Annotated in this window: 11 protein-coding genes and 2 pseudogenes; 4 read left to right on the top strand and 9 right to left on the bottom strand. The window is 53.2% G+C overall.

Features of this window, described 5'->3' with window-relative positions:
* Window positions 1-826: 826 nt before the first annotated feature.
* The 3 genes from HA45_RS21575 (at window position 827) to HA45_RS21585 (ending at window position 4,214) form a co-directional block, all read left to right on the top strand.
* Complete coding sequence (locus HA45_RS21575; protein WP_100702963.1) at window positions 827-2,362, top strand: FAD-dependent oxidoreductase; 1,536 nt, start codon at window positions 827-829, stop codon at window positions 2,360-2,362.
* Between the two features lie 260 nt (window positions 2,363-2,622).
* Complete coding sequence (locus HA45_RS21580; RefSeq protein WP_100702962.1) at window positions 2,623-3,645, top strand: XdhC family protein; 1,023 nt, start codon at window positions 2,623-2,625, stop codon at window positions 3,643-3,645.
* On the top strand, window positions 3,642-4,214 hold the full coding sequence (locus tag HA45_RS21585; RefSeq protein ID WP_240629253.1) for a nucleotidyltransferase family protein: 573 nt from the start codon (window positions 3,642-3,644) through the stop codon (window positions 4,212-4,214). The genes HA45_RS21580 and HA45_RS21585 overlap by 4 nt, the downstream gene beginning before the upstream one ends.
* Window positions 4,215-4,288: 74 nt before the next feature.
* Here the strand turns inward: HA45_RS21585 and paoC are convergent, their stop codons facing one another.
* From paoC to HA45_RS21620, 8 genes and pseudogenes are all read right to left on the bottom strand, one after another.
* Window positions 4,289-6,487, bottom strand: coding sequence for an aldehyde oxidoreductase molybdenum-binding subunit PaoC (paoC, locus tag HA45_RS21590; protein WP_100702961.1), 2,199 nt, complete (start codon window positions 6,485-6,487; stop codon window positions 4,289-4,291).
* Window positions 6,484-7,436: pseudogene (locus HA45_RS21595) on the bottom strand (FAD binding domain-containing protein). Before HA45_RS21595 ends, paoC begins: the two are co-directional and overlap by 4 nt.
* An 11-nt stretch (window positions 7,437-7,447) precedes the next feature.
* On the bottom strand, window positions 7,448-8,146 hold the full coding sequence (paoA, locus tag HA45_RS21600; RefSeq protein WP_100702959.1) for an aldehyde dehydrogenase iron-sulfur subunit PaoA: 699 nt from the start codon (window positions 8,144-8,146) through the stop codon (window positions 7,448-7,450).
* Between the two features lie 235 nt (window positions 8,147-8,381).
* Window positions 8,382-9,491, bottom strand: a complete 1,110-nt coding sequence (locus HA45_RS21605) for an SMP-30/gluconolactonase/LRE family protein (protein WP_157811645.1) — start codon at window positions 9,489-9,491, stop codon at window positions 8,382-8,384.
* Between the two features lie 22 nt (window positions 9,492-9,513).
* Window positions 9,514-9,891, bottom strand: coding sequence for a VOC family protein (locus HA45_RS21610; RefSeq protein ID WP_244563505.1), 378 nt, complete (start codon window positions 9,889-9,891; stop codon window positions 9,514-9,516).
* Window positions 9,879-10,034, bottom strand: coding sequence for a VOC family protein (locus tag HA45_RS28400; RefSeq protein WP_244563506.1), 156 nt, complete (start codon window positions 10,032-10,034; stop codon window positions 9,879-9,881). The genes HA45_RS21610 and HA45_RS28400 overlap by 13 nt, the downstream gene beginning before the upstream one ends.
* A 98-nt stretch (window positions 10,035-10,132) precedes the next feature.
* Complete coding sequence (locus HA45_RS21615; RefSeq protein WP_100702956.1) at window positions 10,133-11,947, bottom strand: glycoside hydrolase family 15 protein; 1,815 nt, start codon at window positions 11,945-11,947, stop codon at window positions 10,133-10,135.
* 73 nt (window positions 11,948-12,020) lie between these two features.
* Window positions 12,021-12,912 (bottom strand): annotated as a pseudogene (locus HA45_RS21620) (SDR family oxidoreductase).
* Between the two features lie 579 nt (window positions 12,913-13,491).
* On the opposite strand from HA45_RS21620, the gene HA45_RS21625 reads away from it, so the two are divergent.
* Window positions 13,492-13,728, top strand: a complete 237-nt coding sequence (locus tag HA45_RS21625) for an EexN family lipoprotein (protein WP_100702954.1) — start codon at window positions 13,492-13,494, stop codon at window positions 13,726-13,728.
* Window positions 13,729-14,080: 352 nt separating this feature from the next.
* Here HA45_RS21625 and HA45_RS21630 read toward each other — a convergent pair.
* Window positions 14,081-15,747: autotransporter domain-containing protein (locus HA45_RS21630; RefSeq protein ID WP_244563507.1), on the bottom strand; the 1,667-nt coding region annotated here is incomplete at its 5' end.

Below are 15,747 nucleotides of genomic sequence, written 5' to 3' on the forward strand. Positions count from 1 at the left end.
AAGGTGGATGAAAAACGCTACCGAAATGACAAAGATGTTATGCCCCCATTACATGCGTGACTAATCCAATGTCGTGAGTTTACGATAAGCATAGACAGGCAGGGGAGGGAGGTGGTCAGGCGTTGATGCGAAGATGAGATGCTTATCCTCAACATTCCAGTTAGACGGTTTAAAACGAAATGACGGGATCTAAACGCTTCAGCAGACGCTTTCACACTCTCATTAAAAGAGAGTCTGGAGGGCTAACACTTCCACAATTAATCCTCCAAAAAAACATAGTTGAAGACGTAAACAAGCGGTTAGCAGCGGGGGATTAACGTTTCCTGAAACCCTGCCTCTCGCGGAAAATCCACAGCCATCAATTAAAACGAAGAGGGTAGGACGCTTACAAAGTTCCACGATATCCTTGTCCAGAAGGACATTGCTAACGCCTGTATGGAAAGCCAGGCTAGCTTAATCACTTATGGCGAATTCAACGTCATTTGGTTCAAATCAATACCTCCAAGAGAATACTTACCTCCCGGTCCGTCAAACCTCCTCTGCTAACTATTAATATCAATAAAACCTCCTGCGAGAGATATCGGACAATTAGCCTACATGTACCTTTAGGCTTGAGTGTCTGGAATGGCCCTATGCTTTTTTTAATAACACCACAGATCTCAGGCCGGACACACAAACTGTGAGATTTTGCTGTTATACGATTCTAACGTTAATCAGCCAGCAAGCTGAGATGAAGAACTGGCGGTGAGTCCTGTTTTCCTCGCAACCGCGCCAGGAGACATAGTATCAATCAAGTTCAACCATTCAAATACATTTGGACAGGCCAATGAACAACTTCGACGTTTTGATTATTGGTGCCGGGCCCACCGGCCTGGTGCTTGCACTTTGGTTAACTCACCAGGGTGTGAATGTGCGCATCATTGATAAAAGCCATGGACCGGGTGAAACATCACGCGCGATGGCGGTACAGGCCCGTACGCTTGAGCTCTATCGCCAGTTAAATCTGGCTGACGAAATCATTGCTGCGGGTTATAAGATGCCGGCAATGAACATGTGGGCGGAAGGGCAGCGTAAAGCGAATATTCCGCTTGCCGATGCTGGAGCCGATATCTCGCCATATCCTTTTGTACTTGTCTTGCCGCAGGATCAGCATGAAAAGATACTGGTCGCCAGATTACTGAAAGCAGGGATTGAAGTTGAGCGGCAGACGGAGTTTCTGTCGTTTGAGGAAAACGAAGACCATATCGTCGCCACCCTAAGGATGCCCGATGGGAAGATTGAAAGTTCTCGTGCTGCTTTTATCGCTGGCTGTGATGGCGCACACTCCCCGGTACGTCATCAAATTGGCAGTGATTTTTCCGGTGGTACCTACAATCACATCTTCTATGTTGCAGACGTGGAAGCAAACGGTGTCTCTTCAGCCGATGAAGGGCATATTGCATTTGATAAGTCAGACTTTGTCTTGGTAATGCCTTACGGACTTGATCAGCGTTATCGATTGATAGGTACAGTAGAGAGCGAAGATGATGACGACAGAGCGCGTTCCTTCGACGATGTAAGCAAGAGAGCTATTAGGGGATTAGGGCTCAATATCTCTAACGTAAGCTGGTTTTCTACCTATAAAGTGCATCACCGGGTCACTAACTATTTTCGTCGGGGCCGTAGCTTTCTGCTGGGTGATGCAGCACATGTACACAGTCCTGCGGGCGGGCAGGGGATGAATACCGGCATTGCGGATGCTATCAACCTTGCATGGAAATTAACGTCGGTGCTTAAAGCAAATGCTCCGGAAGCTTTACTCGATAGTTATGAAAATGAGAGAAAGGCATTTGCACTTAAACTGGTAAAAACAACAGACCGCGTTTTTACCTTTGTTACCGCTGAAGGACGACTTGCAGATTTTGTTCGTAATCACATAGCACCCTCTGTTGCGAGTAGGGCCTATCAGTTCGAGAGTGTACGAAATTCTCTGTTCCGACTCATATCGCAAACCTCAATGAATTATGCTGAAAGTCCTTTGAGTGAAGGCAGAGCGGGGACTGTCAGTTCCGGGGACCGTCTGCCATTTGCTCCAGGAAATGGGATGTCCAACTATGACTTTATGGATAAAATCGGCTGGCAGCTGCATGTGTATGGCTTGCCTGAAACTGGACTTGTCGGCTGGTGTGAACTTCATGGAGTAGAGATACACGTATACGCCTGGCAGAATGCATTCGCGTTAAAGGGATTCAAACAAGGTGCAGCATACCTGATCAGGCCGGATGGCTATGTTGGACTGGCGACTGCCGAACATCACGTTGAACGTCTGACGAAATACATGAATAAACATGGATTCTCTAATGGAGCGACCTGCGTTCCTTAAGTAACTAACCTTGAATTTTGAGTTCAACATAGGCCTGTGGGCACTCCACTTTCACCACCTTAGGTTAAGCGAAAATCGTAACGCCAGAATATCCAGGGGGGCGCCGGCCGCGCTTCCCACGTTTTGGCGGGTTAAACAACGGCCTGATAATAATGAACTGCTTAAGACTGTACTACACTAAGCCCTTAAACTTATCAGGGGCACATCCCCTCCTGTTAACTTGCCAGACATCGTGAACTTCTATGTAGGGCGGAGAAAAGATGCAAAGTCTGGATTTACAGGTGCTGAAAGCTGGGCTTGAGTGGGCACAGACTCATGAAATCTGGTTGTGTACGGTAATCAAAACCTACGGTTCATCACCCCGGCCACCCGGTGCCATGATGGTTCTTCGTTCTGACGGGCTTCACATGGGTTCGCTTTCGGGCGGGTGCGTGGAAGAGAATTTCATCCGACGTGCCAGACAAAATGAATTTCAGGCAGCAAGCCAGTTGATTCGCTACGGCGATGGTGGGCATACGCCCGATGTGTCACTGCCCTGTGGCGGCAGTCTGGGCATTCTGGTAGAGCGACTCGAGGCTGGTGACAAGAGCAGCAGCTATTTTTTGCAGATGTATGAAGCATTCCGTAATGCGACTGCATTGGCTAAACGCGTGACGCTGCCTTATCCATGTGATGCGCTGACAGCCATTGATTACGCCTGTCAGACTCATGCCCGAATTGAAGACGGCGGGATTACGATGACACTCGCTGCACCGCCAAGACTGGTGATATGTGGCCTATCAAGCGTTGCCGTATTCTGTGCCAACTTTGGCGTGACGCTAGGTTATGAAACAATTGTCTGTGAGCACCGTGAAGAAACATTCATCTCACACGCCCCCCTACTCAGCGAAGGTGTCAGACTGATAAAACAGTTTCCCGCTAAGTACCTGGAACTGGAAGGCTGTCATGCCGCAACAGCCATTTTGTCACTGACTCACGATCCTCGCATTGACGATCTGGCTCTGATGGAAGCTGTCAGATTGCCGGCCTTTTACATCGGAGCGATGGGCTCACGAATCAACAGTCAGAAGCGGCTGGAAAGACTGATCACATTTGGTGATGTCTCCCCTGAACAACTTCCGAGAATACACGCGCCGGTAGGAATGGATATTGGCAGCAAAACGCCGGCCGAAATCGCGTTATCCGTGATGGCGGATATTGTCCGACACAAGAACGGATTAGCGGCCAGCAGCACCCGTACATATCCAGTGACTGAGGAAGATGAAAGGACCATTTCCCTGTGAACACAGCAATACTGATTATGGCTGCGGGGCTGAGCCGCCGATTCAGGGAAACCGGCCATGGCAATAAGCTCAATGCGATGCTTAACGGAAAAGCCGTGCTGCAGCATGCCTTTGACAACGCCAGGGCATCGGGTATGGATGTGTTCGTATTGACACGTCCGGAAGATGAACAGCTGCATCAGCTTCTGCCGAGCCCATCCTTGCTGAAATACACCAGCGAGGGCTTAAGCGATTCCATTGCAGCCTCGGTCAGAGCTGTGCCGGATTATGATGGATGGCTGATAGCTTTAGGGGACATGCCTTTTATCTCACCCTCCAGTTTCCAGGCCGTAAGTAAAGGACTGCAGGTCTCGGCCATGGCGCGTGCGGATGTTGATGGGATAATTGGCCATCCCGTAGGGTTTAGCCGGGCACTTTATCCGCAACTTATAGCATTACGCGGTGACACAGGTGCGCGCGGGCTACTCAGCTCCGTTTCTCTGACCACCGTGAGTTTACATGACAGGGGATGTTTAACGGACATCGACACTTATGAGGACCTGCTACGTTTTTCCTCAAAGGATCTGTAAGTTTAAGACAGGAGTAAGTAGAAAATCTTCTGAACCCTCCACCCGCTGCAATGAGCGGGTGAAAGGCAAAGCCATCAGGCAGTCTCAGGCAAGCCTGAAAGTAACTTATCCAGCGTGACCGGGTAGTCTCTTACTCTGACGCCCGTGGCGTTATAGACGGCGTTCGCAATTGCGGCCCCGACGCCACACAGACCCAGTTCACCCACGCCTTTGGCTTTCATCGGCGAGGAAACAGGATCGGTATCTTCCAGAAAAATGACCTCCTGTTCCGGAATGTCAGCATGCACCGGCACCTCATACCCCGCCATATCATGATTAACAAAAAAGCCTAAGCGCGTATCTACTGCCAGCTCTTCCATCAGCGCACCCCCCAGCCCCATCGTCATCGCGCCAATCACCTGGCTGCGCGCCGTTTTAGGATTGAGAATTCTGCCTGCAGCACACACCGCCAGCATGCGTCGTACCCGTACTTCACCCGTATCAGCATCAACTCCCACTTCTACGAAATGCCCCGCGAAAGTCGATTGCTGGAACTGCTGGTCGAGATCGCCAAACTCAATAGTATCCTCAGCGGTTAAGGTCTGCCCGGCCGCAGCTGTCTCAATCTTTGCGCTGCGGCCGTTAGCCCGAATTTCTCCGTCAACAAACTCAGCGTCCTCATGGCTAAAGCGGAGTTCAGCTGCTACCCGTTCCCGCAGCTTTACGCAGGCTGCATAAACGCCAGCCGTTGAGGTATTCGCCCCCCACTGGCCGCCCGATCCGGCAGAAACCGGGAAATCGGAGTCTCCCAGCCTGACGATAACTCTCTCCATCGGAACGCCCAGCATTTCAGCAGCAGTCTGTGCAATGATGGTATAGCTGCCGGTACCAATGTCTGTCATGTCAGTTTCAACAGTGACGATGCCTTGTGCATTCAGATGGACGCGTGCACCGGAGGGCGCCACAAGATTGTTACGAAAGCCTGCAGCAACGCCCATACCCACCAGCCAGCTCCCTTCACGCGTCCGGGCCGGAACAGGGTTCCGGCGTTCCCATCCGAATGCTTCAGCGCCGGTACGCAGGCATTCCACCAGCTGACGCCGTGAAAAAGGGCGACCGGGATCGGCAGGATCGACCTGTGTGTCATTGAGGATACGGAACTCGACAGGGTCCAAACCGGTTTTCTCGGCTATCTCATCAATGGCAATTTCAAGTGCCATCAAGCCGGGGGCCTCACCTGGCGCACGCATTGCATTGCCCTCGGGCAGATCCAGTTTTGCCAGTCGCAGAGCGGTCAGGCGATTTGCACCTGCGTAGAGTAGCTCAGTTTGCTGAACAGCCGTTTCTGGGGTGCCATCCGGCAGATTACCTGACCAGCTGGTGTGAGAAATTGCGGTGATATGACCGGCGTTGTCCGTACCTATACGAATCTGCTGATACGTTGCAGGACGGTGAGTGGTGTTATTTGGGATCATCGGTCTCGGAAGCATGACCTTTACCGGCCTTTTTATAGCACGGGCGCCAAGCGCTGCTAACAACGCATCACTGCGCAGGAACAGTTTTCCGCCAAAGCCACCACCTATATAAGGGGAGATGATCCTGACCTTTTCCAGCGGAAGGTTGAGTGTTTTAGCGAGATCGGTTCTGCACCAGTTGATCATCTGATTTGATGTCCAGACCGTCACTGCGCCTTTATCCCAGACAGCCATAGACGCGTGCGGCTCCATGGCCATATGACTTTGGTCCGGCGTGGTGTAAAGGGCATCATGCTGGAAGGCGGCCTGGCTGAAGGCATGGTCCGGATCACCGATTATTTTATCTGGCGTATCCTCTGGGGCAGTGGTGACCGTCGTTTTTTCCTTTTCGAGACTGAAGGCACCCTTTTCGCGCTCGACGTGCACTCCGACAAGCTGAGCGGCGGATCGCGCCTGCTCAAAGGTTTCGGCCACGACCAGAGCGACAGCCTGATGATAGTGCTCAATCCGGTATTCCGCGAGAAGCGAGGCGGTATTCATATCTCCCTTTCCAAGCTTTCCGGCATTTCTGGCCGTTACGATAGTCAGAACGCCCGGCGCACATTCAGCCGCTTCAACATCCACAGATATCAGTTTTCCTCGGGCTATCGGGCTTGCAACCACGTAGCCGTAGGCCACATCGGGCGCCTCATCATGCCATTCATAAGCGTAGGGCGCGCTGCCGGTGGTTTTCATCGGGCCATCGATGCGATCAAATGGGCGGCCTACGTATCTGAGCTTATCAACGGGATTGGAACCGGCTGGCTTATCAAATTTCATGAATTTCCCCTCCCTTCTGACAGGACTGAAGCGATAGTGCGCCTGGCCAGCGTAAGTTTGAACTGATTAGCCGGAGTGGGGTGGGCATCACTGAACAGATTTTCATATACAGGCTGTGTCCCATCGGCTAATGCGCTGTCCGCCGCGGCGTTACGCCAGGCTGGTGGGCCACTCCGCCAAGCGAAATCCGGCCGCTGCCGTCAGGCAGCACAATCGCCGCAACGGAGACAAGAGCAAATGCATAGGAAGCCCGGTCGCGTACTTTACGGTAGATATGCCTTCCTCCCAACGGTGCAGGAAGGACAACAGCGACAATCAGCTCTCCCGGGTTCAACACAGTTTCAATGTGGGGGGTTCCTGGCATACGGTAAAAACCGGCTATGGGTATCGCCCTTACGCGCCCATCCGGGCTGACGGTTTCAACCACCGCATCCAGCAGCCGCATCGCCACAGCCATATCGCTGGGGTGAGTCGCAATACAGGCGTCACTGCCACCCACAACCGCATTCTGACGGCTGTAGCCTTCCAGCGCGGCACAGCCGCTGCCGGGCTGGCGCTTATTACAGGGCTGGTTGGTATCGTAAAAATATGGACACCGGGTCCGCTGCAAGAGGTTTCCTGCCGTAGTGGCCTGATTACGAAGCTGACCGGAAGCGCCGGCGAGTAAGGCTCGGGCTAACACGGCATAGTCACGTCGCACCCGCATGTCAGCAGCCAGGTCCGTGTTACGGACCAGCGCACCGATACGCAGGCCCCCTTCCGGTGTCAGTTCAATCGTATCCAGCGCCAGGCCATTGACATCAATCAGATGGGCGGGGGATTCAATCTCCAGTTTCATCAGATCCAGCAGGTTGGTCCCACCGGCTATAAATTTTGATCCCTGCCGCTGCAGGGCACTCGTGGCCGCTTCTTCCGGCGTGCTGACCTTTTCATACGTGAAGGATTTCATGAAGTCTTCCCTCACGCATAGTCTTCAATCGCGGCGAGAATATTGGCGTACGCACCACAGCGGCAGATATTGCCACTCATGCGCTCGCGTACCTCATCAGCATGTAAAACGGGTTCACCCAGCAAGTCTTCAGAAACGTGGCTGGGTATTCCCGCTTTGATTTCCTGAAATACGGCCAGCGATGAGCATATCTGCCCCGGCGTGCAGTAACCGCACTGATAGCCATCATGCTTAATAAAGGCCGCCTGCAGCGGGTGGAGGTTATCAGTCGTCCCAAGCCCCTCAATAGTTGAGACCTCTGCATTTTGCTGCATCACGGCGAGCGTCAGGCATGAGTTGATGCGGCGGCCGTTTACCATGACGGTACAGGCACCACACTGGCCATGATCGCACCCCTTTTTGCTCCCTGTCAGATGAAGGTGCTCCCTCAATGCATCAAGCAGCGTGGTTCGGGTATCCACCCTGAGTTCCCGAACTTTACCGTTCACTTTGAGGGTCACTTCAGACATATCGGGAGAGGAGGTGGATGGGAGTAAACTGTTAGCTGGAGCAATTTCTGACGAAGCGCTGGTGGCTGTGTCGGCGCTCACCTTCAGCGGGGTACGCCTTGTCACACCGAGATTAGCGTTCTGCTCTAATGCTGATAAGCCATGCACTTCGGTACGTTCTTTTATATCACGATGATGATTAATGTTTCGTGGGTTGCTCATGCCCGGCCTCCATAAGGGGGAAAGAAGGGTGCTAATTGCACCTCAATTTGTAAGGTTTTTGGAAGTTTTAAGCATAGACGTCAGATTGATGTTCCGTGTTGATGAGTTTCATTGACAGCAAAGGCACAGCTGGAAGGGAAAGGCGAAAACTCAATCAGGCACAGATGATGTCATGAGTGAAAAGGCTGGAAGGCGCACCTGGTCATGAACGGATGCCCCTTTACCAGCCTAAAGATCATAGCGCGCGTATTTTTGGGGTGAAGGGAAAACGATATACTGACCATGGGGCGTGCGTGTCATCCTTACCCTGGTTGTTATCTGCCAGATATTCAATCTGCGGAGCGGGTACATAGATCCAGCCTTCAGAAATAACCAGCGCATCGGGTGTAATGAGCCTGTCATCCTTTATGAGCGTTTTAAGCGTGCCGTCGTGCTGGAGTTGATCAACCGAACGCTTTTCTACATTAGAAATATAGATATTGCCTGCTGCATCCATTGCTGAGCCGCCAATGGACGGAATATCCGCCACTTTTTCAATCTGCCGGTCGAGTGCCTCATCGCTCAGGCGGGTATCTTTCAGAAATGCCGTGCGGATTCTATAGAGTGGGCCGGTTGGGGTGGCATAGTAAAACCATTGGCCGTCAGGGCTGACTTCAATAACGTCGCTGTGCACGGCGGGCCGCTTGCCCATTTCATCCGCAAGGATCCGGCCATGATAGCCCTTCTGAGCGATGTTCTCAGGTTTGCGCAGCAGGGGTTTTCCCGACAACCTTCTGATCGTCACACCGGTATCCAGGTCGTGTATCAAAATACCCCCCAGACCGGAGTCAGTGACATAAGCAGAGTTACCATGGATGCGCAGATCGTTTGGCGCACCGCCTTCAGGCAACGCCGCTTCATCAAAACGAATAACTTTCATTGTTTTGCCTGAGTCGATGTCGAATGCCACAAGCTTAGCCGCGCCCCGGGCAGGTTTTTCGCCCTGAGGTGCGCCCTGATCAACAGCCCAAACCAGCTTATCGCCAAAATGATGGCAGGCGTTAACGTTCACCAAACTATCAGTCCCCTCATCACCTGGTTGCCATTTGTTCCAGTGATTATCAGGGAAGGGGACTAATCCCGTTGGCGTGACGCGCGCCAGTGAGGGAGACGTGAGATGTCCCTTAAAACGCGGGAAGTTAAGGAACAGTGTCCCTCCGCCTGTCACAGCGACACCGTTGGCAAGCCAGGGTGACGTCGCAACCCGCTGCAGTTCAGGCTTGATTACTGACTCTGCCACAGCAAAAGCCGATCGTGACACACACAATGTCGCTATTGCGCCCGAGATAAAATCACGTCTTTGCATCCTTAACCTCCGGTAGTGGATTTCAGGCTTCAGGTATCCATCGTTTTTCAGTGGCGTCCGCGTCATACCGGATGTCTGAGGGAAGCGTGATGAGCTCTATCAGGACACCAAAGGGAGTCATGCCAAACCATGTCTGATTTCCGGTACCTTCTTCCTGCGCAAAGCAATCAGAGGGGCCGTCAAACATTTCCGCGCCGTGCGAACGCATGCTTTCGGCAGCCTGATGAATGTCATCAACATATAGCGAGAAATGGTTGATGCCCGGCGAAGCCGGGTGCGCGGAGCGATTTTTTGCGGCCGGTTCTGTCTGAAATAATTCGATATTACAGCCGTTTTTTAACCGCAGCATGGACAGTCCGGTAAGGTTCAGTTCTGCTGGAAAGCCATTCAGGGGGGCCATATTTTGCCCGGAATGAAGTTATCCGTATCTGCTGGAGGGACTATGCGATAGAGCACGGAGGCGCCCAGAGCACCAATAAAGAACTCCTCAGCCTGTGATAAATCAGAAACGGCGATGCTGATATGTTCAATTCCGTGGATCATGAAAAGTCTTCCTTTTTTGAGGCTACGTGGATGCTCCACAGATGAGTATTGATGCGCTATAGACGAAGCCGTGGCCGTTAACGCACAGACCTGTAGCTTCAGGCATGGTCGGTTATCGCCTGTGCTGCACAGATGAGAGCCAGATGGCTGAGCCCCTGTGGCATATTGCCGCGCCATTCATCGCTGCGTACGTCAAACATTTCATTAAACGTCTCTACGTTCCCGCGCTGACAGAGCTTGTCCAGAATCTCTTCCATCGCGTGTTCGGCCTGTTCCGTTTCTCCCAGTGCCGCCATTGCCTCTACCAGCCAGAAAGAGCAGGCAATAAACGTACTTTCCTCTTGTTCAACGCCGGTGTAGCGATACAGCATCGCACTGCCATTGCCCAGGTCCTGCTGCAGGGCACGATACGTGGCGCGCATGCGTTCAGGATTAACCGTGCTGCCATAGTGATGCACCAGCGCCAGAGAGGCATCGAGCTTGCCTTCACTGTGCGGATAGAAAAGGTACGCCTGCTTATCTTCAGACCAGCAATGCGCCTCAACCCATTCACTGATGCGGTCGCGCTCGCGCTGCCAGCGATGCATCCAGGTCGGTTCAATATGTTTGGCCTCAGCCAGCGAGACTGCGCTGTCCAGAGCAAGCCAGCAGGCCATTTTGGAGTGGGTGTAATGCTGTTCATCCGGTAACTCCCAGATGCCGCTGTCTTTCTGACGCCACTGATCTGCACAGTAGTTTGCGAGTTTACCCAGCATGCGGGAGGTTTCCAGGTCCAGAATGTGGCCGGCGCGGATAAACAGTTCAGCGGTTGCCAGCATATCGCCGTACATGCTGAGCTGTACCTGATCGCGTGCGTTGTTGCCAATGCGAACCGGCAGGGAATTCATGTAACCGCGCAAAGGCGGGTAGCTTTCAGCAGGCACTTCCCCGCCCTCTAGCGTATAACAGGCGCGAAGCTGGGTGCCGTGGCGCATGATGGTTTTGGAAAGCCATGAAAACGCTGCCTTACAGTCTTCAAGCGCACCCAGGAAAACAAACGATTTAATGATCAGACAGGCGTCGCGTACCCATGCGTAGCGATAATCGTAATTCTTCTCACCGCCAATGCCCTCGGGTAATGATGTTGTGGCCGCTGCGGCCAGCGCACCGGTTGGGGAATACCAGAGAAATTTGAGAGACAGCGCAGAGCGTCGGACATGATCGGCATAACGCCCCTCGTAGCTCAGACTGTGGGTCCAGTCACGCCAGGCCGTGTGGCTGGTTTCGATGCGGGCATCAATGGCGTTCAAATCAGGGACTGCCAGGGGTTCGCGTTCTGTCACCAGCAGGGCAACCAGCGACCGGCTTTCGGGACGCGTGCTCAGCGTGGCGCGGATCAGCCCATCGTCGCGTTCGGTAATCTGCCAGTCATCGCTGGTACGCAGCATCGCCATCAAATCAGCCAGATGATAAACATCCCCCTGTTCAGTGCTGTCCCGCCAGGGAGAACGGGTTTCTGCAACGGTGCCGAATCTGAGCGTAAGGTTTAGCGTAACGGCTCCTTCAATACCCTCAATGCGGCGCGCCAGTTCGCTCCAGGGCAGGCGGCCGGCCAGCGTGCTGTTTAACGATTCCGTCATGAGCACACTGCCAGTCTGCGTCATAAACCGGGTTTCAAGCACGTTGCTGTCAGCACGATAGGACCGTTCAGTACGGTACTCCTCTGAAGGCTCGATCTGAAAAAAACCGCCTATTTCCGGGTCCAGAAGGCGGTCAAATAGAGGAGGGGAGTCGAGATTCGGGGCGCACCACCAGTCAATAGCGCCATCGGGTGCGATTAACGCTACCGAGCGTCCTTCACCAATGGCTGCATAGTCACCCAGACGGGCAAAACCCTCTTCGCGCATCGGCGAATGTAATACCTGATTATTCATTTTTCATCCCTGTAGTCTGAGACAACAACGTGGCCGCAAATGCGACCACGTCCTTCCAGAATCCTGATGACTGTCAGAGGGTGCCGGTGCCACCATCCGAGCACCACACCTGCCCGGAGGTGAAGCTGTTTGTGGACTCAGCAAAGGTCACGTACAGCGGTGCAATTTCTGCGGGCTGTCCCGGGCGTCCCAGCGGAGCCGTGGCACCGAACTGCTCGATTTTTCCTGTGGCTGGCCACCGCTGACCTGTAGTGCCGTCCAGTACGGACCGGGCGCCACGGCGTTCACGCGAATCTGCTGCTCACCCAGTTGCTTGGCAAGGGCCTTGGTAAAGGCCGCGATCGCCGCTTTGGTCTGGGCATAATCCAGCAATATGGCGCTGGGCTTATAAGCCTGCACTGAGGTGGTATTAATAATGGAAGAGCCCGCGGGCAGATATTCAAGAGCCGCTTTGGTTATCCAGAACATGGCATAAACGTTGGTCTTAAATGTTGCGTCAAAATCTTCGGTAGAAGCGTACGAATCGATTCGTTGAATTGCTGACGTCCGGCATTATTCACCAGAATATCCAGCCCCTCTAATTTTGACGCAGCTTCTTTAACCAACTGCTGACAAAATGCTTCCGACCGAATATCGCCGGGTATAGCGACGGCTTTACGTCCTTCCGCTTCGATTAATTTGACGACTTCCGCTGCATCCTGTTCTTCATCCGGAAGATAATTAATGGCGACGTCGGCACCTTCACGTGCGTAGGCAATGGCGACGGCACGGCCAATACCTGAATCTCCGCCTGTGATAAGCGCTTTGCGGCCAGTAAGACGGCCAGTACCACGATAACTGGTTTCACCATGATCGGGGCGCGGATCCATCTCACTTGCCAGCCCAGGAACCGGCTGATGCTGCTGTTTAAACGGCGGCTTAGGATATTCCTGAGCAATGAGCGTTTTGTTAGTGAATGAATTCATTTCGACCTCCATGATTAATGAGTTAATTAAGCCTGGCAAAAATGTGATGTTTGTCACGCAATGTGGGGGATATTTAATAAAAATTTTAAGCGCAGCGTAAATAAAGGCGATTTAATTGAGCTGCGTGATGATTTGTCAGGGTGATGGATGTAACTATAAGATTGAAGGGTACTTTTGCATTTCAGCAATAATCACTCAGTTTAACTGCGGTTAAGCACATACATCCGAATGAAATCAGTACTTCATGAATTAGCCTATTGTCTTTCTTTGATCCTTTTATGAGCATGGCTCAGCTTTCATATTTTCAATGATGTTGTATAAAGGCTCACTCACTAGGTTCATGAATTTATATATTAAGGAGTTTTGTGCGATGCATCGAAAGGAAATCAACTTAAGGTAAGGTATTTTTTACCTGTTATTTTACTGGTGTTTTTTATTAACAAAATAATATCAAAGATGCTTTTTAAATGAGCGTGGCATTAATTCGCCTCAAAAAGACCTCAATTTGACCAAGGGACTACATTATGTCGTATCTTGTCTATACTCCCTAATGAAAACATTATATAAAAGGAAGCCATTATGAAATCGGGAGCATTATTTTCACTTTTAGTCATGTCAGTGTTAATCACGGGCTGTAATGACGAAGATACTAAAAGTATCGACTGGTATAAATCCCATGAACAGGAACGTCAGGCTAAGACGGTATTATGCAAAAAAGCTTCCGAACCAAGAACTACGGAAGACTGCCGTAACGCTATTGATGCAGAACACGACAAAACACCGAATAACTCAACGCTTGATAATGCAGGTCAGTAACCTGCCATGCAGATTGAGATGATTTAGATGAAGTGCTCAACATTCTGCAATCCATCCGGGCTAAGTGGGTTATTCAGCTCAGCTCTACGCCATTGCTGTCTGGCTCTTACTAGCCAGCAAAAACATTATTGGTGCACTAATCTACAGTAAAACGGACGGCGCTTATGCCGTCCGTATGTTTTGAAAACTGACTAAATTATCTGTTAATAAAAATCTGCGGGCCTGAACTGCCCGCTGCTGATGCGAATTTTGAGCCTCTGAAGGCAGTACTGTCGTCATCAGGTTTTTTGTGATGATATGCCACCGGGCGCGATTACTTTCCGGAACCTGGCCCGTGTAGGGTATCCAGTGGTCAAAAGCCGATGTTGACCCGGATCATCACCATCTGATCGCGCGTGCGCTGCGCATCAAGTCCCAGCGTTCCCTGGTAGGCAATGCCCGGCGTGATGCTGTATGGCAGAAGAAAATCGATGCCGGTGCCGACCATCATCGCCTGCCTGCTCGCCTCTGTCAGCGCCACGCGCCAGGTATCATCGGCGGTATCTGCATAACCGACGCGCGCGGTGCCGCTGTCGCTGAGCGTCTGAGCATACTCGATGCGCGCCAGCAGGCGCATTACGCCCCAGCGGGCTGGCACAGTGCGTTCACCCCGCACTCCGGCGGTCGTTACGACCTGCGCAACCGTCTGCGGTGCGTAGGCAAGGCTGAACGCACCGGCGCCCGACTCGCTGAAGCCGTCCAGCCATGTACGAGTGTATTGCAGACGGGCGTAGGGTGAAACCAGTCTGTCTGCTGTACGAAATTCGTAACCCGAAGTCAGCGACGTAAAGACCTGACGGCCCGAGCGGGAACCGCGGGCAACGGCGTCGGAATCCGTGACCGCACGGCGGCTGTCAAAGTTCAGCGTGCCGTGCCCCATCAAACCGTCCACAAAGAAGGGACCCGGGTGATAGCTGCCGTAAATGGCCGCGCTGAGCGCTCGCCCATTCGTACGGGTGCCGCTGTCACCAATGTCGCTGACGTCGCGGCCAAAGCCAATGCCCGCTCCGCCGGTAAAGGTTCCGGTGAAGCGATAGTCGGCCCCCGTTGTCACGCCCACGGTGGTGTGGCTGAAGCGCACCCCATCCGCATTGTCGCCACCAAAATCGACATAGCCGCCCGTCCAGTACGACACCCGCTGTGCCTGCTGCCCGTGAGCAAAAGACAACGCGGGAACGTCTGGCCGGGCCTGCGCGTCATTCAGGCCGGATTTCTGCTGCTGCCAGGCCTGGCCCCACATTTGCTGGTCCGCATTACGCTCCGGCCCGGAAGAAGGCATGGAAAAGTGGACGCCGGTCATGTCAGAGGGCAGGTCAACCCCGCGGTGCAGCTGCTCCAGTCGGTTACTAAAGTTGCGCAACTGTGCGCGTGCGAAATTCTGCGCGGCCTGATACTGCGCGCTCACCATGCCGATGACATCAGCATCTTTTGAAGGGTCGGGGCGCGCGGTAATGGTCAGGGTAATAAGTGCTGGCGATGTTGAACCACCGGCGCTGGTCAGAACATAGCGGAGTGTGAGGGTTCCGCTGGCCTGCGCGGCGGCGGTGAACAGGAGCTGATAATCGGTGCCGGAAGCCTGGACTGAAGCCTTACCCAGGCTGCTGTCCGGCTGAACCTGCAGGCGGGCGCCGGTGAACGGACCGCCGGTCGCCCCAGTGGTCAGGCTTACAGTAACCGACTGGCCGGCGGAAACCGTGGCGGCGTGATCGGCAGCGGACGGCGCCGATGCGCCAATCTCCAGCGTGTAACCCGCCTGCAGGGACCTGCCGGTTGCATCGGTCACCAGAACGCTGAACGTGCTGCTCCCGGAGACCTGCGGGGTTCCCGAAAGCTGTCCGTCACTAAAACTCAGGCCGCGCGGAAGGGCGCCGTTCAGCTGCCAGCGATAGGGCGCGGTGCCACCCGTGACGCTGAGAGTCTGAGAGTATGCTTGCCCGGCTTTCCCCTCTGGCAACGCTCCGGCTGCGGGCTGGAGCCGCA

This window comes from Pantoea rodasii (assembly GCF_002095465.1).
Classification (GTDB): domain Bacteria; phylum Pseudomonadota; class Gammaproteobacteria; order Enterobacterales; family Enterobacteriaceae; genus Pantoea; species Pantoea rodasii.

Coding starts and splice junctions, on each gene's coding strand:
- HA45_RS21575 (WP_100702963.1), top strand. CDS start 827: ATGAACAACTTCGACGTTTTGATTATTGGTGCCGGGCCCACCGGCCTG.
- HA45_RS21580 (WP_100702962.1), top strand. CDS start 2,623: ATGCAAAGTCTGGATTTACAGGTGCTGAAAGCTGGGCTTGAGTGGGCA.
- paoC (WP_100702961.1), bottom strand. CDS start 6,487: ATGAAATTTGATAAGCCAGCCGGTTCCAATCCCGTTGATAAGCTCAGA.
- paoA (WP_100702959.1), bottom strand. CDS start 8,146: ATGAGCAACCCACGAAACATTAATCATCATCGTGATATAAAAGAACGT.
- HA45_RS21605 (WP_157811645.1), bottom strand. CDS start 9,491: ATGCAAAGACGTGATTTTATCTCGGGCGCAATAGCGACATTGTGTGTG.
- HA45_RS21610 (WP_244563505.1), bottom strand. CDS start 9,891: ATGGCCCCCCTGAATGGCTTTCCAGCAGAACTGAACCTTACCGGACTG.
- HA45_RS28400 (WP_244563506.1), bottom strand. CDS start 10,034: ATGATCCACGGAATTGAACATATCAGCATCGCCGTTTCTGATTTATCA.
- HA45_RS21615 (WP_100702956.1), bottom strand. CDS start 11,947: ATGAATAATCAGGTATTACATTCGCCGATGCGCGAAGAGGGTTTTGCC.
- HA45_RS21625 (WP_100702954.1), top strand. CDS start 13,492: ATGAAATCGGGAGCATTATTTTCACTTTTAGTCATGTCAGTGTTAATC.